At 64.7% G+C, this 26,408-nt stretch carries 20 protein-coding genes and 1 pseudogene; 15 read left to right on the forward strand and 6 right to left on the reverse strand.

Going from position 1 to position 26,408, the window contains the following annotated elements; translation table 11 throughout:
* The first annotated feature begins 200 nt into the window (after window positions 1-200).
* The 9 genes and pseudogenes from CFE42_RS16010 to CFE42_RS16050 all read left to right on the forward strand — a co-directional run bounded on the left by CFE42_RS16010 (window position 201) and on the right by CFE42_RS16050 (window position 15,983).
* Window positions 201-3,039: pseudogene (locus CFE42_RS16010) on the forward strand (bifunctional glycoside hydrolase 114/ polysaccharide deacetylase family protein).
* Window positions 3,026-7,057, forward strand: a complete 4,032-nt coding sequence (locus CFE42_RS16015; protein ID WP_004631163.1) for a tetratricopeptide repeat protein — start codon at window positions 3,026-3,028, stop codon at window positions 7,055-7,057. Before CFE42_RS16010 ends, CFE42_RS16015 begins: the two are co-directional and overlap by 14 nt.
* A gap of 82 nt (window positions 7,058-7,139) precedes the next feature.
* Window positions 7,140-7,700, forward strand: coding sequence for a hypothetical protein (locus CFE42_RS16020; protein WP_004631160.1), 561 nt, complete (start codon window positions 7,140-7,142; stop codon window positions 7,698-7,700).
* Window positions 7,700-9,175: a PelD GGDEF domain-containing protein gene (locus CFE42_RS16025; RefSeq protein WP_004631159.1), complete on the forward strand. Its 1,476-nt coding sequence runs from the start codon at window positions 7,700-7,702 to the stop codon at window positions 9,173-9,175. Before CFE42_RS16020 ends, CFE42_RS16025 begins: the two co-directional genes overlap by 1 nt.
* Window positions 9,176-9,201: 26 nt before the next feature.
* A complete protein-coding gene (locus CFE42_RS16030) occupies window positions 9,202-10,188 on the forward strand; it encodes a hypothetical protein (protein ID WP_004631158.1) in 987 nt (328 codons plus the stop codon).
* Window positions 10,185-11,798, forward strand: coding sequence for a GT4 family glycosyltransferase PelF (pelF, locus tag CFE42_RS16035; protein ID WP_004631156.1), 1,614 nt, complete (start codon window positions 10,185-10,187; stop codon window positions 11,796-11,798). Before CFE42_RS16030 ends, pelF begins: the two co-directional genes overlap by 4 nt.
* Complete coding sequence (pelG, locus tag CFE42_RS16040; protein ID WP_004631154.1) at window positions 11,798-13,168, forward strand: exopolysaccharide Pel transporter PelG; 1,371 nt, start codon at window positions 11,798-11,800, stop codon at window positions 13,166-13,168. Before pelF ends, pelG begins: the two co-directional genes overlap by 1 nt.
* A 510-nt stretch (window positions 13,169-13,678) precedes the next feature.
* Window positions 13,679-14,947, forward strand: coding sequence for a D-amino acid dehydrogenase (locus tag CFE42_RS16045; protein ID WP_004631153.1), 1,269 nt, complete (start codon window positions 13,679-13,681; stop codon window positions 14,945-14,947).
* A gap of 112 nt (window positions 14,948-15,059) precedes the next feature.
* Window positions 15,060-15,983, forward strand: a complete 924-nt coding sequence (locus CFE42_RS16050; RefSeq protein ID WP_004631150.1) for a glutamate/aspartate ABC transporter substrate-binding protein — start codon at window positions 15,060-15,062, stop codon at window positions 15,981-15,983.
* Between the two features lie 71 nt (window positions 15,984-16,054).
* On the opposite strand, the gene CFE42_RS16055 is transcribed toward CFE42_RS16050, so the two are convergent.
* The 6 genes from CFE42_RS16055 to CFE42_RS16080 all read right to left on the reverse strand — a co-directional run bounded on the left by CFE42_RS16055 (window position 16,055) and on the right by CFE42_RS16080 (window position 20,901).
* Window positions 16,055-16,804, reverse strand: a complete 750-nt coding sequence (locus CFE42_RS16055) for an amino acid ABC transporter ATP-binding protein (protein WP_004631149.1) — start codon at window positions 16,802-16,804, stop codon at window positions 16,055-16,057.
* Entirely contained in the window at window positions 16,801-17,493 is a 693-nt protein-coding gene (locus CFE42_RS16060; RefSeq protein WP_004631147.1) for an amino acid ABC transporter permease, read from the reverse strand. The genes CFE42_RS16055 and CFE42_RS16060 overlap by 4 nt, the downstream gene beginning before the upstream one ends.
* 2 nt (window positions 17,494-17,495) lie before the next feature.
* Entirely contained in the window at window positions 17,496-18,191 is a 696-nt protein-coding gene (locus CFE42_RS16065; protein ID WP_004631145.1) for an amino acid ABC transporter permease, read from the reverse strand.
* A gap of 48 nt (window positions 18,192-18,239) precedes the next feature.
* Window positions 18,240-19,085 carry an ABC transporter substrate-binding protein gene (locus CFE42_RS16070; protein ID WP_004631144.1) on the reverse strand — a complete coding sequence of 282 codons (846 nt, stop codon included), beginning with the start codon at window positions 19,083-19,085 and terminating at the stop codon, window positions 18,240-18,242.
* A 356-nt stretch (window positions 19,086-19,441) separates the two neighbouring features.
* Window positions 19,442-20,020 (reverse strand): hypothetical protein, encoded by a 579-nt coding sequence (locus tag CFE42_RS16075; RefSeq protein ID WP_004631141.1) that lies wholly within the window; start codon window positions 20,018-20,020, stop codon window positions 19,442-19,444.
* Window positions 20,021-20,109: 89 nt separating this feature from the next.
* Window positions 20,110-20,901: an IclR family transcriptional regulator gene (locus CFE42_RS16080; RefSeq protein WP_004631139.1), complete on the reverse strand. Its 792-nt coding sequence runs from the start codon at window positions 20,899-20,901 to the stop codon at window positions 20,110-20,112.
* 324 nt (window positions 20,902-21,225) lie between these two features.
* On the opposite strand from CFE42_RS16080, the gene CFE42_RS16085 reads away from it, so the two are divergent.
* Genes CFE42_RS16085 through pcaC form a run of 6 tightly spaced genes read left to right on the forward strand, consistent with a single transcriptional unit; the run spans window position 21,226 to window position 26,394 of the window.
* Entirely contained in the window at window positions 21,226-21,915 is a 690-nt protein-coding gene (locus CFE42_RS16085; RefSeq protein ID WP_009277455.1) for a 3-oxoacid CoA-transferase subunit A, read from the forward strand.
* Window positions 21,912-22,574, forward strand: a complete 663-nt coding sequence (locus CFE42_RS16090) for a CoA transferase subunit B (protein ID WP_004631136.1) — start codon at window positions 21,912-21,914, stop codon at window positions 22,572-22,574. Before CFE42_RS16085 ends, CFE42_RS16090 begins: the two co-directional genes overlap by 4 nt.
* Window positions 22,575-22,596: 22 nt before the next feature.
* Window positions 22,597-23,799: a 3-oxoadipyl-CoA thiolase gene (gene pcaF / locus CFE42_RS16095; RefSeq protein WP_004631135.1), complete on the forward strand. Its 1,203-nt coding sequence runs from the start codon at window positions 22,597-22,599 to the stop codon at window positions 23,797-23,799.
* Between the two features lie 7 nt (window positions 23,800-23,806).
* Window positions 23,807-25,168, forward strand: a complete 1,362-nt coding sequence (locus CFE42_RS16100; protein ID WP_004631133.1) for a 3-carboxy-cis,cis-muconate cycloisomerase — start codon at window positions 23,807-23,809, stop codon at window positions 25,166-25,168.
* A gap of 22 nt (window positions 25,169-25,190) precedes the next feature.
* Window positions 25,191-26,003: a 3-oxoadipate enol-lactonase gene (pcaD, locus tag CFE42_RS16105; RefSeq protein ID WP_004631131.1), complete on the forward strand. Its 813-nt coding sequence runs from the start codon at window positions 25,191-25,193 to the stop codon at window positions 26,001-26,003.
* Window positions 25,996-26,394, forward strand: a complete 399-nt coding sequence (pcaC, locus tag CFE42_RS16110) for a 4-carboxymuconolactone decarboxylase (protein WP_004631130.1) — start codon at window positions 25,996-25,998, stop codon at window positions 26,392-26,394. Before pcaD ends, pcaC begins: the two co-directional genes overlap by 8 nt.
* The last annotated feature ends 14 nt before the right edge of the window (window positions 26,395-26,408 follow it).

Raw genomic sequence — 26,408 nt, forward strand, 5'->3', positions numbered from 1 at the left:
GCAGTTCCGAACGGCGTCATCACAGGCGCCGATCTTCAGTGCCGGCGCAGATCGGCCCAATTGATGCACATAGTTGCATAGCGGAGTGCCAGTTCATGTGGGTTCTCAGCCGTTTACAGCGGCGCACCGGGGGGAAACGGGGGAATACGGCAGGGACGATCGCACGGTGGGCTGGGCTTCTTTTGGCCGCCACCGTTTCGATGCCTTGTGTGACGCTTGCTCAACAAGCGCCTGCCACCACCGGCTCCGGGGCGTCAGGGGTAACAGCTTCAGTTTCGGTCAACGCGCCGAACATCGCGTGGTTCTACGGCGACAAACCGCCCGTGGCGCAGTTGCGCGCGTTCGATGCAGTCGTGGTGGAGCCTGACCACGGGTTCGATCCATCGCAGTTCAAGACGCCAAAGACGCAGTGGTACGCCTACGTGAGCGTGGGCGAGGTCACGCCCGAGCGCCGCTGGTACAAGGATCTGCCCAAGACCTGGCTGCTGGGCCGCAACGAGGCGTGGGCGTCGCGCGTGGTGGACCAGACCCAGCCCGAGTGGCCGGCGTTTTATGTCGATCACGTTATCAAGCCGCTGTGGGACAAGGGCTACCGTGGCTTTTTCCTCGATACGCTCGACTCGTATCAGTTGGTGGCCAAGGACGACGCCTCACGTGCGGCCCAGGAAGCGGGCATGGTGCGCGTGATTCACGCCATCAAGGCACGCTATCCGGATGCCAGGCTGATCTTCAATCGCGGCTTTGAAATCCTGCCGCAGGTGCACGACCTCGCCTATGCGGTGGCGTTTGAATCGCTGTATCGCGGCTGGGACCAGGGCAGCAAGCAGTACAAGCAAGTGAACGATGCGGACCGCGAATGGCTGATGGGCCATGTACGCAAGATTCGCGACGAGTACCGCCTGCCGGTTATCGCCATCGACTACTGCCCGCCGACCGACCGTGCCTGCGCGCGGGAAACGGCCAAGCGCATCAAGGCGCAGGGCGTGGTGCCGTATGTGACCGATCCAGACTTGTCGACCATTGGCGTGGGGCGCATCGAGGTGTTGCCGCGCAAGGTGTTGATCCTGCAGGACCGCGACCCGCGGACCACCATTGACACCAGCGAGGGCGTGCGCTTTGTGGCCACGCCACTCAATTTTCTTGGCTACGACGTCGAGTACGCCGACATCAACAAGCCGCTGCCCGCTGCGGTACCGCCCGACCGCTACGCCGGCGTGGTGGTGTGGGTGAACACCAGTCCGATCAAGCAGGTGGCAGCGCTATCGTCGTGGGTGCGACAACGTATTCATGACGGTGTGCACATCGCCTTCCTGAACCAGTTCGGCCTGCCGGTGGACGGCAGCATGGCCGACATGTTCAAGCTGCAGCTCGTGCGTGGCCGTGCCACCGGGCCGCTGTCGGTGGTGTCGCAAGACAAGATGATGGGTTTTGAGATGGCGCCGCAACCGGAGCGCCGTGAGGCCCAGCCGATTCAGGTGAGCGCGAACGGGCAGTCGCTGCTGCGGCTGAAGTCGGGCAACTTTGAGTTTGATGCCGCTGCCATTACGGATTGGGGCGGCTACGTACTGAATCCGTATGCGGTGTTCTCGATGGACACCGTTGAGCAGGCGCGGTGGGTCGTGCAGCCGATCGAGTTCCTGCGCCGGGCGCTTGCGCTGCCTGACATGCCGATCCCCGACGTGACCTCTGAAAACGGCCGCCGGCTCATGCTCGTGCACGTGGACGGCGACGGCTTTGCCTCGCGCGCCGAGTTTCCCGGCCCCGAATATTCCGGCGAGGCGCTGCTGCAGGACGTGTGGGAGAAGTACCGCATCCCCACTACGCTGTCGATCATCGAAGGCGAGGTGGGCGCAAGCGGCCTTTACCCCAAGCTGACGCCGCGCCTGGAAGCGATTGCGCGCCAGATGTTCGCGTTGCCGTACGTCGAGCTGGGCACGCATACCTACTCGCACCCGTTTGATTGGAGCCGCACGGTGCCCGGCGCGACAGGAGATCGGACCAAGGAAGGCCCAGGTGCGGACAAGGGCGGCGGCGACACTGCATTCGCCCTGTCCATTCCGGGCTACAAGTTCAGTCTCGACCGCGAGATATCAGGCTCCATCAACTACATCAACGCGCGCCTGGCACCGCCTGGCAAGCGCGTGAAGCTCCTGCAGTGGTCGGGCGACTGCCAGCCCCCCCGAGATTGCCGTGCGCATGGCTTGGGATGCAGGCGTGCTCAACCTGAACGGGGGCGATACCACCATCACGCGCAGTTCGCCATCATGGACAGAGATTGCGCCACTGGGCATCGACAAGGGCCCAGGGGCTTACCAAGTGTTTGCGCCCAACCAGAACGAGAACGTCTATACAAACGATTGGACCGGACCGTTCTATGGGTTCGACCGCCTGATTGAAACGCTGCAGTTGACTGACACGCCCTATCGCTTCAAGCCGATCAACATCTACTACCACATGTATTCGGGCACCAAGCTTGCGTCGCTCAAGGCCTTGAAGAAGGTCTATGACTACGCGTTGTCGCGGCCCGTGTTCCCGATCTATTCGACCGAGTATGTGGTCAAGGTGCTGGACTTCCGCAACATGGCCATCGCCAGAGAAATCGGGGATGGCAACACTTGGCTGGTGCGCGGTGATGGCGACCTGCGCGAACTGCGCTGGATGGCCCGCGGCACGCCGCGCATGGCGGATGCCCAGGGGGTGGTGGGGTATGACAAGGCGGCGGGCGGTATCTATATCCATCTCGATGATGGGGCCGCACGCTTTACGCTCGCACCTGAAGCAGAATCGTCGAAGCCTGCATACATTGCAGAAGCCGCAGCCTTCGTGCGCAACTTCGCACGAAACGGCAATGCGTTGAGTTTCGAGGCGGGTGGCTACTACAAGCCGTTTGTTCGTCTGGCCAACGCAGGAGCCTGCCGCGTGAAGGTCAATGGCAACCCGGCGCGCACCGCCCGCGCACAAGACAATACCGTGCGCGTTGATCTGACAGGAGCCGCCGCGCAAACCGTGACCTACCAACATATCGATGTGGTCTGCTGACCTGACTCCGCGTGAACGGCTGCTGCCGGCCTGGCTGATCGGTACCCTGGGTGCGCTGATCGGGCTGGCGCTCGCCTTGATGTTCCCCCGCGAACGTCTGGAGGCTCGCCTGCTGGAGGGCGGCAAGGTCGATGCGCTGTCGGTGGCCTACCTGGAAGCCTGGTTGCGCGTGCGCCCGAACGATGGCGAGTTCTTGAGCGTGCTGGGTGCCCAGTATGTGCGCACGGGCCGGCTGGCAGAAGCCGAAGCCATGGTCGCTCGCATGCGTGCGCTGCACGACAAGACGCTCGACCGTGAAGCGCTGCTGCTTGATATCGCCATCCGGGAGCAACGCGCCTACGCGCTGCAGCCGAACGATCCGCAGCGCGCCGCCATGCTGGTTGACCTGCGTGGTCTGCTCAAGCAGGCGCTGGACTATCGCTGGACTGCGGCTGAGCTGGAGATGCTCGGCGCCAAGTCGCGTGGTTTGGATCAGGGCGCGATTGCCATCCAGTTCTATCAACGTCTGGCTAAACAGGACGTGGCGCGCGCCACGCAATGGCAGGCGCGTACCGCCGAGATTGCGCTGGGCGTGGGCGAATACCGCGCCGCTGCGGCTGCCAACTTTGCCGCGCAGGCCACTGCCACGTCGCGCGACGAACAGCGCCGCTACTTCATCGCAGGGTTGAAGGCACTGCAGGCCGGCAATCTGCTCGACGACGCCATGACGGAAGCGCAGCGCCGGGTTGGCCCGCTGATCGACGATACCGAAACGCTGCGCTTTCTCACGCGCCTGGCGATGGCATGCAACCGGCCGGATCTTGCCGATCAATATGCGCGCCGCTTGCTGCGACTGTCGTGGCATCAGGCGGGGGAGGACATTGCCCTGGCGGCCGGTGTCGCACGTCATGACTGGGCATTCGCCGGCCGGCCTGAGCCGCTGCCAGGCCCTGCAGACCTGGTGTTCATGGATGGCTGGGAAGGCCTGGCGCGTCGCCAGCGCCACGCTGCGCGCATTCGCCCGGTGGCGGATGGGTCGAACAAGGCAGACGATGCTACGTCGTCTTCAAAACCGTCGGGCGCACAGGCCATCGCACGCGGGATCGCCCCGTTCAATGCGGAAGACTACGACCTCGCATTCCAGGTTTTCATGGGCAGCGGCAATCTGAACGATGCCATGCGCGTGGCCGAGGCCGCCGTGCGCCAACGCCCCGATCTGAAAATCTGGACCGAACGTGCCGCGCAAGTGGCCGAGTGGAACCGCCAACCGATGGCGGCGTTGAACTACTGGCTGGCTTACGCGCAATCCACCGGCGATGACGCGGCCTGGCAGCATGTGCTGCGTCTGGCGCCCGCACTCAACGAAGACCACGCCTATCTGGCTGGGCTGCGCTACCAGGCAAGCCGCAACCCGGGCGACATGAAGTTGCTCGACCAGGTCATCGCGGCATACGAGCGCCTGGGCGAACCCGTGGAAGTGCTGGCGTATCTGAACAGCATCGCGCACGGTCCGCATCGGCAAGTGGTGCTGGAGCGCTATGCCAATCTGGCCGAGCGCGCCGGCAAAGATGATCAGGCCTACGACACCTACGCCCGTCTGCAGAAGGAGTTCGGCCCCAACCCGCAGTACGCGCTCAAGCTGGCGAACATCCTGTATGTGCGCGGGCAGTTCGCGCAGGCGCTCTCTGCCATGGAGGCCGCCAGCAAGGTGGCGTCGCCCACCGACGACCTTTACTGGCGGACCTTCGCCCAGCTCGCGCGCCTGAACCAGCGTGACGATCTGTCGCGTGAGGCGTATCGACAGTTGTTGATCGGCGGCAGGGCTGAGCCAGACGATCTGACAACGATGATCGACTTCTACGACGCCAGCCCCATCGATGCTGGCCGCCTGGCTGAACTCGCTTTCCGAAAAGACGGCACGATGGTCCACCTGCAGCAGGCCATCTACTACTACACGCGAGCGCGCGCCTTCCGACGCATCGACGGGTTGCTGGCCTCGCTCACGCCAGAACAACGCAAAGCGGCCGAGCAATCTGCCGGCGTGTTGGGCGCCCGCGCCGAGTATTTCCGCCAGAGCGGCCAGTGGGATGCCGCCATGCGTGACCTGCGGCGCGCCGTGTCGCTGCCTGATGCGGGCAGCGATGTGAAGGCGGCCTTCCTGTGGGGCCTGCTGGATTCCGGGCAGAACGCCGAGCTGAAACGCGCATTGGCGCTTTGGCGTGGCGAGGCCGAAAACGATTCCGCATACTGGGGAGCCTACGCTGCCGCCGGCCTGCAATTGTTTGACGCCAACCTTGCGCTGCGCTTCCTGGGTCGCCAGGGCAAGTCGATGCGGACCGATCCGCTCTGGTTGCTGGCCTATGCCGACGCACGCGAAATGGCCGGTCAGGCCGATGTTGCCTGGGCGCTGCGCCGCGAGGCGTGGTGGCTGCTGTGGCGCGCTGAAGACACGACAGGCAGCGGCAAGGCCAAGCCGCCCGCGGGCCGCCGCGTCGGCACGCGCGTCACGGTGGGGGATAGCGATGCTGCGCCGTTGGAAGAAGACGCACGCACTGAATTGCGCGCCCGGCGCGTCTCTCTGGCGCAAACATTCGGGTCCGGCGACCTGTCGCAGCGTCTGCTGATCGAGTTGCTGCGCGATGATCGCCGCGCCACGAAGCAGGCCCGCGAAGGTGGCCGCTCGGCGATGGATCGGTCCGAACTGGGCGATATCGACACGTTGCCGGCTGAGCCGCCACAGACCCCCACCGACAAACGCAAGCAGGCCCGCGTGAGCGATCAGCTGGTTTCCGCTGTGGCCAAGGAAGCGGCGCTGGGCTGGGCGCTTTCGCAGGAGGCGAACGATCTGGCGCGCGCGTGGCTGCTGCAGCAGTACACACGCCGCATGACGCGCCCGGCCTATGCCGAGATCTCCATCGCCCTGGCCGAGCGCGATTTGCAGACGCTCAACCGGCTGCTGGACGACACGCCCGACCGCATTCCGCTCTACAACAGCATTGATGCCAACCTGATGACGGACCGCCTCGGCGAAGCGCAGCGGTTGTCGTTTGAAGGGCTGACCACCGCACCCGATGACGAGCAACTGCACGAACGTGTGCGGGAGACGCTGCTGACCAATGCGCAGGCGCTGGAGCCGCGCGAGACGTGGTTCAAGCAGGCGCCGCTTACCTACTTCGAGTCCAGCGCCGCCGCTGGCATCCGCCTGACTGACCACTACAGCATGCTGGTGCGCGCCACGCAGCGAAACCAGCGCTCGACCGACGATACGCAGTTGACGGGCGTGCCCGCGCAGGATCGGCAGCTGGATTGGATTTCGCAATACCAGACGCAGAACGCCCAGTGGAAGGGCACGGTGGGTTGGCGCCAGGGGCTGGGCTCGCTCTACGCGTTCCGGCTGGATGGTCTGCTGGGGCAGGTTGGTCCACTGGCCACCGAGCTGTCAATTGGTCGCAACCAGCCGGCCAATGAAACGCCGCAACTGCGTGTGGGCGGCGTGAAGGATCTTTTTTCGATCGGCAACAACTGGCGGGTGACGCAGAACGAATACGTGCGCGCTCGCGTGGAAGGCAACCGTTTCTACGGGCAGGATCGCTCGTTCCTCGGCAGCGGCATGGTGTTCGATGGCGAAATTGGCCACCGCTTCCGGGTGGAGTATCCGGACTACACGATCCGCGTGGTGGGTACTGTCGCGCGCTACAACGCAACGGGCACGGTCAGCCCGTTGATGGCTCGCCTCCTTCCTTCGGGCGCTGCCCCGGACGTCGACCAGATCATGCCGCGCTCGTTCAACCAGTTCGGCATGCTGTTTGGCTTCGGCACGGATTATCTGGACCGCTACACGCGTGCCTGGCGGCCCTTTATGGACGCGGGCATGCTGCATGACAATCGCGAAGGGTGGGGCGTGCAGGCCCAGATAGGCGTGGCAGGCAGCGTGTTTGGCAACGACCATCTGGCGCTGTACATCGAACACCAGTCGATTACGCGGGCGGGGACATCGCCGCTGACGGAGATCGGGCTGCGCTACCGCTGGCTGTACTGATGATGCGCAAGCGAAGCAAAGGAATCGGACGAAACAACGGGGAATGAACAGCATGAAGAACAACGCAAGCAAGGAGAACGCGATGACACCCTTGATCAACAAGATGAAGGCCGGCCGCCGGCGCTGGCTGGCGATGGCAGCGGGCGTTGGTGCGGCACTTGCGTTGTCCGCCTGCGCGGTGGTCGACAGTGGGCGAGCGCCGGCAACCAGCGCCTCGGATGCATGGGTCGTGCTGCCCATCGTCAACTACACCGAAACGCCGCAGGCCGGCCTGCGCGCAGAGACGATTGCCGCCAGCATCCTCAAGGCGCGCGGCTTCTCCAACCTGAAGCAGTATCCGGCCAACCTGAACAGCGAATCGCTGTTCGAGCCCGCCGAGCGCGAAGCCGTGTCGCGTGCGCTGGATTGGGCGCGCGGCGAGAAGGCCCGCTACGCGCTGACCGGCGCCGTGGATGAATGGCGCTACAAGGTGGGCGTGGATGGCGAGCCTGCCGTCGGCATCACGCTGCAGGTAATTGATGTGCAGACCGGCAATGTGATCTGGAGCGCGGCCGGCAGCCGCACCGGCTGGAGCCGCGATGCCGTGTCGGCAGTGGCGCAGAAGCTGCTGCGCGAACTGCTCTCGCCGCTGGGCCGGGGCTGATGAAGACCGAGTCGACAGGTTCCGCCCAATCGGCCGGCCGCGCCGCCGCCGATGCGCGCGGCCAGGGTGGGCGAACCGAGCGCCGGCGCAACGCGCAAGGCATTGGCGCGTCGACCTGGTATGGGCGCCTGATTGCGCCCGCCGTGTCCAGCCCGAGCGCTGCGCTCGAAACGCTGGGCGCGGTGGTGGCGGCCATCGGCATCGTCTGGCTGTTCGCGCCGGACAATCCGCTGCTGCTCGGTTACGGTTTTCCGTGGATCTGGCTGGTGCCGCTCATCCTGGCGCTGCGCTACGGCACGCTGCTCGGCGCGCTGGCCGCGCTGGTGGTACTGGGCGCCTGGGCCGTGTTCTACGGACAGACTGCCGCCGCCGGCAGCTTCCCGCGCATGTACTTCCTGGGCGGCCTGATGCTGGTGTTGATTGGCGGTCAGTATGGCGACATCTGGGGCGCGCGGTTGTCGCGTGCCCGCACCGTCAATGGTTATCTGAACGACCGGCTGGCAGCGCTCACCAAGAATCACTTCCTGCTGCGCCTCTCGCACGAGCGCCTGGAGAACGATCTGCTGGCCAAGCCGACCACGCTGCGCGACACGCTCACGCAGCTGCGCAATATTGCGCTGGCTGCGCGCGAGCACGGCACAGCCGAGAACGCGCCTGACGTGGCGCAACTGCCTGGCGCCGAGCCGTTCCTGCAATGGACGGCGCAGGCCTGCCAGCTGGAAGTGGCGGCCATGGTGCGCGTGACGGGCAACCGCATCGACACCGAACCGGTGGCCCGCGTCGGCACGCCGTTCGACATCGTTGCCGATGATCCGTTGATCCGCCATTGCATCGACACCCACACGCTCGGTCACCCGCAGGCGCCCGAGCTGCGGAATGTGAACAACCCCGAAGAGAGCTCGCGCTACGTGGCGTGCGCGCCCGTGCTGTCGGGTGCGGACGAGCTGATCGGCCTGGTCGTCGTGCACCAGATGCCGTTCCTTTCGCTGTCGTACGAGAACCTGCAGTTCCTGCTGGTGCTGCTTGGCTACTACGCCGACGGCGTGCGCCATCTCACCGTCAGCTCCGAGATTCTGGATCTCGTGCCCGACGCGCCGTACGAGTTTGCGCTCGACCTCGGCCGGCTGGCGCGCCTGCATCGCGATACCGGCATCGATTCGTCGGTGGTGGCGCTCATCTTTGACCAGGAAGAGGCCAGCGATGCGCTGTTCGAGAGCGTGGTGCGTAGCCGCCGCGCGCTGGACGTCGTCTGGCAGGCGAGCGGCAAGGGCCGCCGCGCCATCATCACGCTGATGCCGCTGTCGGGCGCGGGTGCCGTGTCGGCCTATCTGGTGCGCATTGAAGACAGCCTGCGTGCGCAGTTCGGCGTCGATTTCGAGGGCGGGCACATCAGCGTGCAGACGTTGCATGTGACCGGCGAGCATCCGGGCGAAGCGCTGCAGCGCTTCCTCTCGCGCTGCCATCTCGATGCATAGGGGCGCATAGGCCATGCGGATCGACCATGTTTAAGCTCACGCTCGGCGGCATCTCGGCCCAGATTGCGGCAGTGGTGATGGCACTGCATGCCGGCAACAGCCTTGCGCTGCTGCTGTCGTGCCTGATGCTGCAGGGCACCGCCGCGGCGCTGATCGGGCTGGCTGCGTGGCGCTTGCTGCCGCGCCGTTATCGCGTGCCGTTCGTGTGGACGTATGGCTACCTGACGGCGCTGTGCTTTTTCGTGCCGGTGGCCGGTGGCCTGCTGGTGCTCGGCAGCCTGCTGCTCGGCAAGCTGTTCCCCAAGCCGGAAGACGACAAGGACATCGCCGAGATCGGCCTGCCAGTGTTCGTGGCGCATTTGATCTCGCGCGTGACGCACGGGGGCGGGGCGCGGCTGCGTGCGCAACTGAGCAACGAGCGCGCGCCGGTGCAAAGCCGCATGACCGCGCTGGTGGCCATGCAGTCGATGCCCACGCGCACCGCCAGCCCCGTGCTGCGCGACCTGCTGGCCGACCCGGTGGACGATATCCGCCTGCTGGCCTACGGCATGCTCGACAACGCCGAAAAGGTGCTCACGCAAAAGATCCTGGCCGAGCTGCCGCGCCTGGAAGAAGCCACCACGCCCGAGGCGCGCTACGAGATCAACAAGCGCCTGGCCGACCTGTACTGGGAGCTGATCTACCAGAACCTGGTGCAGGGCGACGTGTATCGCTATACCGCCGAGCAGGTCGAACGCTACGCCAGCGCCGCGCTCGACATCCAGCCCGACAACGCCGCCCTGTGGTACATGCGTGGCCGGCTTGCCCTGTCGCGCCGCGAGCCCGATGTGGCGGAGTCTCACCTGCGCCGCGCCGAATCGCTTGGCTTCCCGCGTGACCGCCTGCTGCCGCCGCTGGCCGAAGCCTGCTACCTGCGCCGCGACTATGCCGGCGCGCGCGCCGCGCTGGCGCAGTTCTCCAGCCGGTCTCCGCTGCCGTTGCTGCGCCCGCTGCTGCGCTACTGGACATCATGAGCAACGACCAATTTCCTCGCGCCCAGTCGGCCGACGTCGCGCTGCTGCTCGAAGGGACGTTTCCCTACGTGAGCGGCGGGGTGTCGAGCTGGGTCAACCAGATGATCCGGGCGTTTCCGGACATCCGCTTTGCCGTCGTCTTCATCGGCAGCCGCCGGGAGGATTACGGCAAGCCCGTCTACGCCATTCCCGACAACGTGGTGCACCTGGAGTGCCACTACCTGTACGACTTTCCACCGCCGCCGCTGGTGCAGGCCAGTGGTGGCGATGCCGCCGCGTTCGAGCGCTCGCGCAAGCTGCACGACGCGCTGCGCAATCCGGCCAACAAGGAAGAGACGGCCGACTTGATCCGCGCCTCGATCGCCGACCTACGCGACGATGGCCCGCTGGCCGAGGAACAGTTCCTCTACAGCCACCGCGCGTGGGACATGATGACGGACTACTACCGGCGCTATTGCACCGACCCGTCGTTCACCGACTATTTCTGGACCGTACGCATCATGCACAAGCCGCTGTGGCAGCTCGTGCGCACTGCTGAAAACCTTATCCCGGTGAAGGTGTTCCACACCATCTCGACCGGCTATGCGGGGTTCCTGGGCGCGCTCCTGCGCTACAAGCGCGGGCGGCCGCTGCTGGTATCGGAACACGGCATCTACACCAAGGAACGCAAGATCGACCTGTTCCAGAGCCAGTGGATCCGTGACAACCGCAGCATCTTCGAAAAGGACATCGCACAGATCAGCTACTTCCGCGACCTGTGGGTGCGCTTTTTCGAGACCATGGGCCGTGTCTGTTATGACGCGGCCGAAGACATCGTTGCGCTGTATGAAGGCAACCGGCAGCGGCAGGTCATTGACGGCGCGCCGGCCGAGAAGACGCGCAGCATTCCCAACGGCATCAACCTGCCGCGCCTGGCCGCGCTGCGTGAGAAGCGGCCGGCCAGCGTGCCGCGCGTGATGTGCCTGATCGGCCGTGTGGTGCCTATCAAGGACGTGAAGACGTTCATCCGCGCGATGCTGACCGTCACGCGCGAGATGCCCGATGCAGAAGGCTGGATTGCCGGCCCGGAAGATGAAGATCCGGAATACGCGCAGGAATGCCACAGCCTGGCCGAGAGCCTGGGCCTGGGCGACCGCATCAAGTTCCTGGGCTTTCAGAAGATCGACGACATCCTGCCGAAGGTGGGCGTGCTGGTGCTGAGTTCCATCAGCGAGGCGCTGCCGCTGGTGGTGCTGGAAGGGTTTGCCGCGGGCGTGCCGTCCGTCACCACGGATGTGGGTTCGTGCCGGCAGCTCCTGTTCGGCCTGGAGGGCGAAGACGCGGCACTGGGCGCGGCCGGCGCGGTCGTGCGCATTGCCGACCCTGCCGCCCTGGCCGCCGAAGTGCTGACGCTGCTGCGCGATGAAACGCGCTGGCATGCGGCGCAGGCAGCCGGCATCGCCCGCGTCGAGCGCTACTACACGCAAGAGATGATGGTCGGCAGCTACCGCGAGCTCTACACGCGTCTACAGACCTTGCCCGACCTGAGTACGGAGCACGGTGCCAAGGCTGCTTCCGCAGCCTGCCCGCACCACGCCCAGCAGAACAAGCCGCATGAGGGAGCCCGCTGATGGCCGGCATTGGTTTCGAGCTGCGCAAGATGCTCAAGCGCGACAGCCTGCTCGGGCTGCTGCGTGCCTACACCTACGCCGGCATCATCAGTTCCGGGCCGTGGATTCTCTCCATCGTCGGGATTCTGCTGATCGGTATCCTGAGCCTGCCGTTCGTCGTTCCCGGCTCGCTCATCACGCAGTTCCAGGTGTCGGTCACGTACCTGATTGCGGTCAGCCTGATCCTGACCGGGCCGCTGCAGCTTGCCTTCACGCGCTTTACGTCCGACCGTCTGTTCGAGAAGCGCGACGACCTGATCCTGCCCAACTACCACGCCGTGTCGCTTGTCATGACGCTGGTCGCGGGTGGGCTGGGGCTGCTCTTCATCGTGTTTGCGTTTCCGCAGCAGTCGGCCATCTACCGGCTGCTGATGCTGGCCGGTTTCGTGGTCATGGCCAACATCTGGATCGCGGTGATCTTCCTGTCGGGCATGAAGCAGTACAAGGCGATCGTTTGGATCTTCCTGGTCGGCTACACGCTCACCGTGCTGCTGGCACTGCTGTTCAACCGGCTCGGGCTGGAGGGGCTGCTGCTGGGGTTCGTGACGGGGCAGCTGTTCCTGCTGATCGGCATGGCCGCGCTCATCTACCGCAACTTCAGCGGGCGGCGCTTCCTATCGTTCGAGGTGTTCGACAAGCGGTTCGCGTATCCGTCGCTCATGCTGATCGGGCTGCTGTACAACCTCGGCATCTGGCTCGACAAGTTCATGTTCTGGTATGCGCCGGGCACGGGGCAGCAGGTGATCGGCCCGCTGAATGCCTCGGTCATCTATGACATTCCGGTGTTCCTGGCGTACCTCGGCATCATTCCCGGCATGGCCGTGTTCCTGGTGCGCATCGAGACGGATTTTGTCGAGTACTACGACGCGTTCTATAACGCGGTGCGGGGCGGTGCATCGCTCGAGCACATCGAAGACATGCGCAACACGATGGTGCAGACCATTCGCGCGGGCCTGTACGAGATCGTGAAGATCCAGGCCATGGCCGCGCTGGTGCTGTTTGCCGTGGGCGCTGCAGTGCTGCGGGCGCTGCAGATTTCCGAGCTGTACTTGCCGCTGCTGTATGTCGACACCATTGCCGCGAGCTTGCAGGTGGTGTTCCTGGGCGTGGTGAACATCTTCTTCTACCTCGACCGGCGCCGCGTGGTGCTGGCACTGACGGCGGCGTTTGTGGCCCTCAACGGCGTGCTGACCTGGATTACGTTGCAGCTCGGCCCGGCCTGGTATGGATACGGATTTGCCGTGTCGCTGCTGCTGGTGGTGATGGCCAGCCTGGTGATTCTCGATCGGAAGCTGGATCGGCTGGAGTACGAGACATTCATGTTGCAGTAAGGCTGGCCGATAGCCTCAGTCGCCGTTCGGAACCACGCCAGCGACGCATCAACCCCCGTTCATGACCCTTCAAGCCTCGCGCACCGCGCTCCAAGCGCCAGCCGTGAGGCTTTTTGCTTGGCGACTGCTGTTTTTTGCAGCAACACCATGACGCTTTTTGCCCGGTCATCGGGGCTTGGAGGCCGGCGCCCGGGGCTTCCTGCTCCACGGGTGAGGGTTCGAGCTCGGCACTCGGCGCTTTTTGCTCGAAGATTTCTAGCTCCGATCTCGACGGTCGGAGCTCTAAGCTCGGCGTCCCGAGCTTTTTACTCGACGGCTGGAGCTCTGAGCTGACTTTCTTTGGCAAGACAAAGAAAGTGAGTCAGCCCCGGCAGGGGATGAAACAGGGGATGGACCACCAGTCCCAAAAAGCCCATAGCTCCACAACATCCCTCCCAACAACTCCGCATTTGCCCAACCCCCGCCGGGCTCCTTAAGCTGCACCGACATTCCAAAATACGCAGCTTCTTCATGCAAATCGCAGTAGTCGGCGCCGGCATCATCGGCATCAGCACGGCCCATGCGCTGGCTCAGGAAGGCCATCAGGTCACCCTGGTCGAGCGCCATCCGGGCCCGGGCGAGGGCACCAGTTATGCCAACGGCGGCCAGTTGAGCTACAGCTATGTGGCGCCGCTGGCCGGCCCCGGCGTGCTTTCGCATGTGCCGGGCTGGCTGTTGCGTCGCGATTCGCCGCTGCGGCTGAAGCCATCGCTGGACCCGGCGTTGCTGCGCTGGGGGCTGCGCTTCATCGCGGCCTGCAATCGTGACCGTGCCGACCGCACCACGCGCGAGCTGCTTGCGCTGTCGTTCTACAGCCGCGCACGCATGGAAGCGTTGCGGGAGGCGTCGCCGGATCTGGCGTTCAGCTTTGCGCGCCGCGGCAAGCTGGTGGTGCATCGCGAGGCTGCGGCGTTTGAATCGGCCCGCGCGCAGGTCGGCTATCAGGCGACGCTCGGCTGCGAGCAGCATGCATTGTCCGCCGACGAAACGGTGGCCCACGAGCCCGCGCTTGCCGGCGCGCGTGACCAGATCGTGGGCGCCATCTACACGCCCGACGAAGACGTGGCCGATTGTCACCAACTCTGCGTCGGCTTGTTCAACCGGTTGCGCGCGATGCCAAACGTGACGCTGCGTTTCAATACCGGCGTAGATGCGTTGTGGACCGAAGGCCGCCGCGTGCGCGGTCTCCATCTGGCCGATGGCGAGCAGGTTGCCGCCGATGCGGTGGTGATGGCAGCGGGCGTGACGAGCGCCAGGCTGCTCAGCCCATTGCGCATCGACCCGGGGTTGTATCCGCTCAAGGGTTACAGCATCAGCCTGCCGCTGGAGGAGGGCGATGTTGCCCCGTTGATCAGCGTGACGGATGCGGCGCGCAAGATCGTCTATGCCCGCATTGGGCAGACGCTGCGTGTGGCGGGCATGGCGGATCTGGTGGGCTGGTCAACGGCGCTGGATACGCGCCGCGCCCAGACGTTGTATGACGAAACCCGCGCGCTGTTTCCGGGCGCCATGCGCGCCAATGACGCGGGTGCCGATGCGGCGCCGTGGGCTGGCATGCGGCCTGCAACGCCAACGGGCGTGCCCGTGGTGGGGGCGTCGCCGGTGCAAGGGTTGTGGCTGAACGTGGGCCATGGTGCGCTGGGCTTTACGCTAGCGCTGGGCAGTGCGGGCTTGCTGGCCGATCTGATTGCCGGCCGCAAGCCCGCGATTTCCCCAGTGCCCTATGCGCTGGCCGCGTGACACAAGAACGAGAATCAAGAGACCGAGCGCGCAGGTCCGATGATGGGTATCCGGCCCGCGCCGATTGGTAACCAAAGTAGTCTGGAGCGAACACACCCATAGGAGGGGAAGCATGAAGACCTTGCATTCGACCAAACGTATTCTGTGTGGCCTGACGCTGGCTGCGGCCGGTGCGCTGGCAATGCTGTCGACGGGCGCGCAGGCGGAGTCGAACGACACGCTGGCCAAGATCAAGCAATCGGGCGTGATCTCGGTGGGCTATCGCGAGTCGTCGATTCCGTTCTCGTACCAGGCTGACGCGAACACCATCACCGGCTATTCGCAAGAGATCTCCAACATGATCGTCGCCGGCGTGGAAAAGGCGGTGGGCAAGAAGCTGCAGGTCAAGCTCACGCCGATCACGTCGCAGAACCGCATCTCGCTGCTGCAGAACGGCACGATCGACTTCGAATGCGGCTCGACCACCAACAACCTCGAGCGTCAGAAACAGGTCGCGTTCTCGAACAACATCTTCATTTACGGCATGCTGATGCTGGTGAAGAAGGACTCGGGCATCAAGGACTTTCCCGACCTGAAGGGCAAGACCGTGGTGACCACCGCCGGCACCACCGAAGACCGCATCCTGCAGAAGATGAACGGCGAAGCCAAGGACGCCGACAAGATGAATCTGATCCTCGCCAAGGATCACGGCCAGGCGTTCCTGACGCTGGAATCGGGCCGCGCCGTGGCGTTCGTGATGGACGAACCGCTGCTGTATGGCGAGCGCACCAAGGCCAAGAACCAGGCCGACTGGGTGGTCACCGGCACGCCGCTGCAGACCGAAACCTACGCCTGCATGATGCGCAAGGACGATCCGGCGTTCAAGAAAGTGGCCGACGACGTGATTGCCGATCTGATGAAATCGGGCAAGGCGAACGACTTGTACAAGAAGTGGTTCCTGTCGCCGATTCCGCCGAAGGGCCTGAACCTGAACTACCCGATGACGGCCGGCATGAAGGACTTGTACGCGCACCCGAACGACAAGGCCATTCAGTAAGCCGCGTCGCCGCGCATCAAAAAAAAACGGGGGACTGAATCCCCCGTTTTTTTTGCCTGCTGCCTGAAGGTTCAGGCGGGTTCGCTCCACGGCGAGCGGATGTCGGCCAGGAAGCGCTGCGCACGCGGGTGCTGCGGGCGCTGGAAGAAATCTTCGGGCGTGGCGCGTTCCAGCACCTGTCCCTGGTCCATGAACAGGACGCGGTCGGCCACCTCGCGGGCGAAACCCATTTCGTGCGTGACGCACACCATGGTCATGCCGTCACGGGCGAGGTCCTTCATGACCAGCAGCACCTCGTTCACCATCTCCGGGTCCAGCGCGGAGGTCGGCTCGTCGAACAGCATCACGGGCGGCTTCATGGCCAGGGCGCGCGCGATGGCCACGCGCTGCTGCTGCCCGCCCGACAGCTCGCCGGGGTAGGCGCCAGCCTTGTGCGGCAGGCCCACGCGTTCGAGCAGGCTCATCGCAAAGTCCTTGGCTTCCTGCGGCAGCATGCGCTTGAGCTGCACTGGTGCGAGCGTGCAGTTCTGCAGGACGGTCAGGTGCGGGAACAGGTTGAACTGCTGGAAGACGAAGCCGATGCCGCTGCGCAGTACGTTGACGTCCACGCCCGGCGCATGCACCTCGTGTCCGTTCACAACGATGCGGCCTTTCTGAATGGCTTCGAGCCGGTTCAGCGTGCGGATGAGCGTTGACTTGCCCGAGCCCGACGGCCCGCACACCACCACCACTTCGCCCTTGGCAACGGTTTCGTTGATGTCGACCAGCGCGTGGTAATCGCCGTACCACTTGTCGACGTGTTCGATCGTGATCATGTTCATGGTTTGGACGGGGCACGCGCGGCAAGGCGGCGCTCCAGGTAAAACGCCACGCGCGTCAGGCTGAAGCACATGATGAAGTAGCTGATGCCGAGCAGGCCGTACACCTCGGCAGACTTGACCATCACGGCGGTGCTGATCTGCCCGGCCACGAACGACACCTCGGGCAGGCTGATGATGTAACCCAGCGAGGTTTCCTTGATGGTCGACACGAGCTGATTGACCAGCGAAGGCAGCATGTTGCGCAGCGCCTGCGGCAGGATCACGCGGCGCATCGCCTGCATGTACGACAGGCCGAGCGAGCGGGCACTTTCCATCTGCCCGCGCGGTAACCCCTGGATGCCCGCACGCACGATCTCCGCCAGATACGCGCCGTCGAAAATCACCAGCGCGGTCAACATGGTGCTGAACTGGTCCGTGCGCTGGCCAGTAACGGAGGGCAGCAGGAAATACGCCCAGAAGATCACCATCAGCAGCGGCGTACCGCGGACCACGTAGACGAGCGCCGTGGCCGGCCAGCGCAGCGCGGCAATCGGGCTGACGCGGCACAGGCCAAGGATGATGCCCGCCGGCAGCGCGAGCACAAGGCCGGCGGACGCCAGCAGGAATGTCAGCGCCAGACCGCCCAGCGGCCCATTCGGGTACTGGCCGATCAGGTAATAGATACCGTAGGTTTGGATGAGATCGAGCATGGCTACAGCGTTCGGACAGGGTAGCGATGCTGATACCAGGCGGAGAACACCGTGATCGCGATCGAGATGGTCAGATAGGCCGCGGTGGCAAACGCAAACGCCTCAAAGCCGCGAAAGGTGGCGGACTCGACCTGCTGCGCCTGGTACATCAATTCGGCCACGCCGATCACCATGGCGATGCTGGAGTTCTTCCACAGGTTCAACGTTTGGCTGACCAGCGGCGGGACGGTCACGCGCAGCGATTGCGGCAGCACCACCAGCCGCATGGCCTGCAGGAACGAGAGCCCGAGCGCGCGGCTGGCCTCAAGCTGTTCCTTCGGAATCGAGCGGATGCCGCTGCGGATGTCTTCCGCCATGTAAGCGGCCGTGTAGAGCACGAGCGCAATGACGGCGCTCGCGGCCTCGTAGTTCATGCTGTAGAGCCAGTCCCGGATGAACTCCGGCAGGATCTGCGGCGCGCCGAAATACCAGAACAGCATGTGGGCAAGCAGCGGCACGTTGCGGATGGCTTCGACATAGGTCTGGCCGATGCTGCGCAGCAGCGCGACCGGCGCCAGGCGCAGCAGCGCGACCGTGATGGCAAGCGGCAGCGCCAACACGAAGGCCAGTACGGAGAGCTTGATCGACAGGAAGAAACCGCTGACGAGCCACTGGTGATACTGCCCCGAGAGCAGCATCGACAAATCAAAATGGGGCATGGAGATTCACCGCCCAGAACGGTGTCTGGGCGGCCCGACCTTTAACGATTAATCGATCTTGTCGGTAGAAATCTTGAAGGTGCGCTGCGGGAAGGCCATCTTGGTGTTCGGGCCAAACCACTTGTCGAACAGCTTTTGCGCCTCGCCGCTCTTTTCCATGCCGAGCAGCACGTCATCAACCTGCTTCTTGAAGGCCGGCTCACCCTTGCGGATGCCCAGCGCCAGGTGTTCGGTCGACAGGTTTTGCGGCAGCAGCGCGTAATCCTTGGCTGCCGGGCCCATCTTGGCCATGTTGCCGATCAGGGTGGTTTCGTCGTTCACGTACGCGACGCCCTTGCCTTGCTGCAGGGCCAGCAGTGCCTGCGGGCTGTTGTCGAACGAGACAACGTCGGCGTTCTTGATGGTCTTGGCAATGTTGGCTTCCATGGTCGAACCCTTGACCGTCAGGAGCTTCTTGCCATCAAGCTGGGCGAGCGACGTGATGCCGCTGCTCTTCTTCACCATGGCTTTCTGGCCGGTGATGAACGTCGACACCGAGAAGTCGATCTGCGCCTCGCGCTCCTTGTTGTGCGTGAGCGAGGCGGCCAGCAGGTCCACGCGGCCTTGCTGCAGTTCGGGCAGGCGCGCCGCCACGGCCAATTGCTTGAGCACGGGCTTGACGCCCAGGCTCTTGGCGATGGCGTCGCACATGTCGACGTCATAGCCGACGATCTCGCGGCTCATCGGGTCCTTCAGGAAGCTGAACGGCTCGTCGGTGCCGAGCACGCCGCAGACAAGTTCGCCCTTCTTCTTGATGTCGGAAACTTGATCAGCGTGCGCGGTGGTGGCGGCCAGGGTTGCTGCGGCCAGGATGGCGGCCCCTGCAAATTGCGTCAGACGTCGGCTTGTTTTCATCGGATTTCCTCCTTGACGACTTGGGTGGTGAACAGTGTGCGAATCGGAATCGCCCGCGAGCATACCGGCGTATGCGCCGTTTGCATGCGCGGACTTCGGATAACCATATGACGCCGAGCGAAACGCCCAACTATAGTCCATGCCGACGCGGCACAGATGGCGGATAACAAGCAGGGCGGGAGTGCGGTGCACAGGCGGGATGTTGGGGTTGCCGGGTTGCGCGCGTGCAGCCCGGTTAGGCTGGCGCAGCAAGGCAGGAGCCCGGCAGACGTTGCGTGAAATGAGACTTCGTCTGTCATTAATGACATGGCAGCCGACTGCACTCCATCAGGGGATTCCCGGGGCAGAACGTGGGCTTAGAGCGCGCCGCAGATCGATTCGTTGATCGGCACGTCGCCCACGGTCTCGTGGTCGTTGCCGCGATAGCGGTAGACCAGGCTCAGGCCGAGGCGCGTGAGGATGCGCACGTCGCCGTTGTTGCAGATGTTCTTCTGCAGGATCGGAACGAAATTCAGCCGAAAGCCCTGCGATGCGGCCGAGTGCGCCGCGTAGTTGGTCAGCGTGATGACGAAGACGAGGTTCTTCTTCTGCGCCAGCGAGCATTGCGCCAGCGCGGTCTCTCGGTCGAGCGGGACGGGGGTGAAGCGGTTGATTTCGGCGCAGGCCTGGGCGAGGGCGCGGTCTGCATTGCGGGCAGGCCCCGTGAGGGCCGGTACGCCGGCAGCGGCCGTGCTGCGACCCGTCGCGGCGCCCACCAGCATGCGGGCCAGTGGCGTCAGTTCCTGCATGGCTGTCGCCAGCGGCGTCGATTGGGCCCATGCAAGGCTGGACAGCAACGGCAGGGCAAGCGCCAGGACGCACGAAGCACGCGCCCGGCGATGGCGGCCTTTCACATCCAGACCGGTGTGAATGGCGGTGTGTTGAGTCACAGACATCCTCTTTGCCCACGGAGCCACAATTTTATTGAAAAAACCGTCGGGATGCGAGGCGCGCAGCGCACTGACGCTGGCTCTTTTAACTCAGCTCAGGTCCGTACGCGCACCATGGCCGAAATGCGCTCGGCAGCCTGCTGCAGCGGACCGAGAAACTGCTTCGTCATCTGTTTGCCGGAAGTTCGGTTGGCCTGGCCGCTGATGTTCATGGCAGCGATGATGTCGCCCGCCCGATTGCGGATCGGTGCCGACAGCGAAATCAGCCCTTCCTCAAGCTCCTGGTCGACCAGCGCCCAACCCTGTTGGCGCACGCCGGCAATGACTTCTTTCAATGCGTCGACGTCTGTGATGGTGCGCTGCGTGCGTGCGCGGCGGTCCGACTCGCGCAGCGCAATGTCCAGCCGATCCTCGGGCAGACCCGACAGCAGCACGCGGCCCATCGACGTGCAGAACGCCGGCAGGCGGCTGCCGACCGACAGGTTCAGCGCGATGATCTTCTGCGTGGGCACACGCAGGACGTAGACGATTTCCGTCCCATCCAGTACCGAGGCGGAGCAACTTTCGTGCACCGTCTGGACGAGCTCTTCCATCACCGGCTCGGCGAGGTTCCAGAACGGCATCGAGGTGAGGTAGGCGAACCCGAGGTCGAGGATCTTGGGCGTGAGGCGGAAGAGGCGGCCTTCAAAGGTGACATAGCCCAGGCTGACCAGCGTGAGAAGGATGCGGCGGGCGCCGGCGCGGGTCAGGCCCGTCGCCTCGGCCACTTCAGAAAGCGTTTGCTCCCGGCGCTCGGCATTGAACGCGCGGATGACCGACAGCCCTCGTGCAAAGGACTGGACGTAGGAATCGCTGGGTTTTTCGGTGGGCAGTTCGGCAGCAGACATGCAAAGAAGGCAAAAGCGGTGCAGTGGCCTCAAGACTACTGACATTGCCTCGATTTCGCCACTCGAACAGTTGATCGGGATGCGTACGCCTTGACACGCTCTGGACGGGAGGCGTAGATTAGTTCTTGGATCGAACGTAGGTTCGTATAGCGAACAAATGAGCGAAAGCAAACGTGGGCCGGACAGCAAAGGCCTGTGTCGATCCAATCCTCAACAGGAGACTCGCAGGCCGCTCGGTTGCGGCTCGGCCATGTCCGGCCCCTCGCGATGCTCCGACCCGCGCCAGCCATCGAGAATGTGCGGCGCCCTTGCCGGAGAATGCACGTGATCAACAAGCTTTGTCCGTCTGTGGAGGCCGCCCTGGCCGATATCCCGGACGGTGCCACCATCATGATCGGCGGGTTCGGTACCGCCGGCATGCCCTCGGAACTCATCGACGGGCTGATCGCGCATGGCGCGCGTGAGCTGACCATCATCAATAACAACGCCGGCAATGGCGAGACGGGCCTGGCCGCACTGCTCAAGGCGCGCCGCGTACGCAAGATCGTCTGCTCGTTCCCGCGCCAGGCCGATTCGTATGTGTTCGATGCGCTCTACCGTGCCGGCGAGATCGAACTGGAACTGGTGCCGCAAGGCAACCTGGCCGAGCGCATCCGCGCCGCAGGTGCCGGCATTGGCGGTTTTTTCTGCCCGACCGCCTACGGTACGCAATTGGCCGAAGGCAAGGAAACGCGCATCATCGACGGCAAGCCCTACGTGTTCGAGCTGCCGCTGACTGCCGACTACGCTCTCATCAAGGCCCTGCGCGCTGATCGCTGGGGCAACCTCGTCTATCGCAAGACCGCGCGCAACTTCGGGCCGGTGATGGCGATGGCGGCCAAGTGCACCATCGCGCAAGTCAGCGAGACGGTGGAGCTAGGCGAGCTGGACCCAGAGCACATCGTCACGCCGGGCATTTTTGTGAAGCGCGTCGTCCAGCTCGCCGCCGCCCAACCCGCCAAGGAGGCCGCATGAGCGCCGAAACTACCGCCAAGATCCAGCGCTGGACGCGCGATCAGATCGCTACGCGTGTGGCGCGCGATATTCCCGATGGTTCGGTCGTCAACCTGGGCATCGGCCTGCCGACGCTGGTGGCGAACCAACTGCCGGCCGATCGCGAAATCATTCTGCACACCGAGAACGGCCTGCTCGGCATGGGTCCCGCGCCTGCGCCCGGGCAAGAAGACGAGGACCTCATCAACGCTGGCAAGCAGCCGGTCACCATCAAGCCTGGTGCATCGTTCTTCCATCATGCTGATTCGTTTGCCATGATGCGGGGTGGCCATCTCGACTATTGCGTGCTCGGTGCCTTTCAGGTATCGGCCACGGGCGATCTGGCCAACTGGCACACCGGTGCCCCGGACGCGATTCCTGCCGTGGGCGGCGCGATGGATCTGGCCATCGGTGCCAAGCGCGTCTTCGTCATGATGGAGCACCAGACCAAGCAGGGCGAAAGCAAGATCGTGCCGTCGTGCACGTACCCGCTGACGGGCATTGGATGTGTCGATACCATCTACACCGACCTCGCTGTGATCGACATCACGCCCGAGGGGCTGGTGGTGCGCGAGATGGCCGACGGCCTCGATTTCGATACGCTGCAGACGATGACGGCAGCGCCGTTGCGTCGTGCCTAGAATTAGTGGAGACAGAACAATCATGACCGAAGCCTTTATCTGCGACGCCATCCGGACGCCCATCGGCCGCTACGGCGGCAGCCTGTCCGCCGTGCGCGCCGATGACCTCGGCGCGGTGCCGCTCAAGGCGCTGATGGCGCGCAACCCGCAGGTCGACTGGTCGGCCATCGACGACGTGATCTTCGGCTGCGCCAACCAGGCGGGCGAAGACAACCGCAACGTGGCGCGCATGTCGTCGTTGCTGGCTGGCTTGCCCGATAGCGTGCCGGGCTCGACCATCAACCGCTTGTGCGGCTCGGGCATGGACGCCACCGGCACCGCGGCGCGCGCTATTCGCTCAGGTGAAACCGCGCTGATGATCGCCGGGGGCGTGGAGAGCATGAGCCGCGCGCCGTTCGTGATGGGCAAGGCTGCCAGCGCCTTCTCGCGCGACGCTGCTATCTACGACACCACCATCGGCTGGCGCTTCATCAACCCGCTGATGAAGGCGCAATACGGTGTCGACTCGATGCCCGAAACCGCCGAGAACGTCGCCACCGACTACAAGGTCAACAGAGAAGATCAGGACCGCTTCGCGCTGCGCAGCCAGGCCAGCGCCGCGCGAGCCCAGGAAGACGGCACGCTCGCGCAGGAAATCACGCCGGTGACGATCCCGCAGAGGAAGGGCGACGCTATCGTGGTGGACCGCGATGAGCATCCGCGTGCGACTAGCATGGAAGCGCTCGCCAAGCTCAAGGGCGTAGTGCGCCCGGACGGCACCGTTACGGCCGGCAATGCTTCGGGCGTGAACGATGGCGCGTGCGCGCTGCTCCTCGCCAATGAAGCGTCCGCCAAGCGCTTTGGCCTGACCCCGCGTGCGCGCATTGTCGGCATGGCCACCGCAGGCGTGCCGCCGCGCGTGATGGGCATTGGCCCGGCACCGGCGTCGCAGAAGCTGCTCAAGCAGCTCGGCTTGAGCATCGATCAGATGGATGTGATCGAGCTGAACGAGGCATTTGCCGCGCAGGGTCTAGCGGTGACGCGTCAACTGGGCCTGCGTGATGACGACCCGCGCGTCAACCCGAACGGCGGCGCCATCGCACTCGGCCACCCGCTCGGCATGAGCGGTGCGCGCCTGGTGACGACGGCGATGTATCAGTTGCAACGCACGGGCGGACGTTATGCGCTGTGCACGATGTGCATCGGCGTGGGCCAGGGCATTGCGCTGGTGATCGAACGCGTTTGACACGGCCATGACAAGCGGATTGCTCGATCGCGCCTTCTCCACGCCGGCCATGCTGGCGGTGTGGTCCGATGCGGCCACGGTGCGCGCAATGCTCGATGTGGAGGCCGCGCTTGCGCAGGCCGAAGGCGCGGTTGGCGTGATTCCGCCCGAAGCCGTCGCGCCGATTCGCGCGGTGTGCGCCAAGGCGACGTTGGATCTGGACGCGCTGGGCAACGCTGCTGCCACCGCAGGCAACCTGGCGATTCCCCTGGTCAAGCAACTGACTGCGGCCGTCGCACAGCACGATGAAAACGCCGCGCGCTACGTGCATTGGGGCGCGACCAGCCAGGACATCATCGATACCGGTCTGATGCTGCAGTGGCGGCAATCGGCGGACCTGATCGAAGCGGATCTGCTGAGACTGGCGGACGCGCTTGCTGCGCTGGCGCAACGTCATCGCAATACGCCGATGGTGGCGCGCACGTGGTTGCAGCAAGCCCTGCCGACAACGTTCGGGCGCAAGGTTGCGGGCTGGCTGGAAGCGGTGCATCGCGCGCAGGATCGCTTTGCCGCGCTGCGCGCGCATGCGCCCGTGCTTCAGTTTGGCGGGGCGGCAGGCACGCTTGCCAGCCTGGGCGACCATGCGCGCGCCGTCGCTCAAACGCTGACGCACGAGCTTGATCTGCCGCTGCCGGCGCTCTCGTGGCACGGCGAGCAGGATCGAATCGCCGAGATCGGCACGACGCTCGCGTTGCTGACCGGCACGCTGGGCCACTTCGCGCGTGATCTCTCGTTGATGATGCAGACAGAGGTGGGCGAGGTTTCCGAGCCTTCCGGTGCGGGCAAGGGTGGTTCTTCCACCATGCCGCACAAGCGCAACCCGGTCGGGTGCGCGACGGTGCTGGCGGCGGCCACGCGCATGCCTGGCTTGGCGAGCACGCTGCTCGCTGCGCTACCGCAGGAGCACGAGCGCGCGCTCGGCGGTTGGCAGGCGCAGTGGGCGACGTTGCGCGAGATGGCCTGCCTCGCGGCGGGCGCGCTCGATCGCATGCGCGACATCGTTGAAAGTTTGCAGGTCGACGCTGGTCGCATGCGCGCGAATCTGGACCTTACGCACGGCCTGATCCTCGGTGAAGCCGTGATGCTGGCGCTGGGTGCGGATCTTGGGCGTCTGCAAGCGCACCATGTGGTCGAAGCTGCCAGCCGCAAAGCGGTACAAGAGAACAAGACGCTGCATGACGTACTGGCGCAAGACGCAGCGGTCCTTCGCATCTGGGGCGCGACCACGCCTCAACGGTTGAGCACACTGCTTGAGCCCACCCACTACCTTGGCGATGCGGGCGCCGCCGTTGACCGGGTGCTCGCAGAACACGCCCACCGCCACCCCTGAACACGTATTCCACGGAGACACCATGCCCTGGCTTGAACACGATAACGTCCGCCTGTATCACGAATTCGATGACGGCCCCGCCACGGGTAAGCCGGTGCTGGTGCTGTCGAACTCCCTCGGCACCAACCTGGGCATGTGGGAGCCGCAGCTCGAAGCGTTGCGCCAGCATTTCCGCCTGCTGCGCTATGACCAGCGTGGTCACGGGCAATCGAGCGTGCCGGACGCGCCGTTTGGCGTTGCTCAACTCGGCGGTGATGTGCTCGCGTTGCTCGACCACTACAACATTGAGCTTGCGCTGTTCTGCGGTCTGTCGATGGGCGGGTTGACCGGCCTGTGGCTGGCCGCACATCACGGCGAGCGTTTCCCGCGCATGGTCGTGACGAATACCGCCGCGCTCATCGGCACGCAGCAAAGCTGGAATACGCGCATCGCACAGGTCGAGCAGGGCGGCATGGCGAGCATTACGGAAACGGTGCTCGAGCGCTGGTTCACGCAGGGCTACCGGGATGCCAACGCTAGCCGCGTCGACATCGTCAAGGCAATGTTGCTGTCCACGCCGGATGCCGGCTACAACGGCAACTGCGCAGCCATTCGCGATGCAGATTTGCGCGCGCAACTGCCGAACATCCGGGTGCCGATGCTGGTGATTGGCGGCACACACGATATCTCCACCCCGGCTGCGCAGACCAAGCTCATTGCCGACGGCGTGCCCGGCGCCCAGTACATCGAGCTTTCAGCCGGCCACCTCGCCAACTGGGAGCAGGCCGACGGCTATACCGAAGCGCTCGTCAGCTTCTTGACGACCGGCGTTGCACGTGAGGGCGCCCATGGATGATCGCGAACGCCACGCCGCAGGCATGGCGGTGCGCCGCGCCGTGCTGGGCGATGCCCACGTCGACCGTGCCAACGCCGCGCAGACCGATCTGACGGCTCCGTTTCAGGACCTCATCACGCGCTACGCCTGGGGTGAAATCTGGACACGCCCCGGCTTGCCGCGCCACACGCGCAGCTTGCTGACGATCGCCATGATGGTCGCGCTCGGCCGCGACGGCGAGTTGCGCCTGCATCTGCGCGCCGCTGCCAACAACGGTGTCACGCGCGACGAGATTCAGGAAACGCTGCTGCAGACCGCCATCTACTGCGGCGTGCCGGCTGCCAACCATGCCTTCCACCTCGCCCAGACGGTGTTTGCCGAGATGGATGCGGAGGGCGCTGCGAAAAAGTAATACCGCCGTCTCCG

Origin of the sequence: Ralstonia sp. PBBBR1 (genome assembly GCF_002256165.1) — a bacterium.
GTDB lineage: Bacteria > Pseudomonadota > Gammaproteobacteria > Burkholderiales > Burkholderiaceae > Ralstonia > Ralstonia thomasii.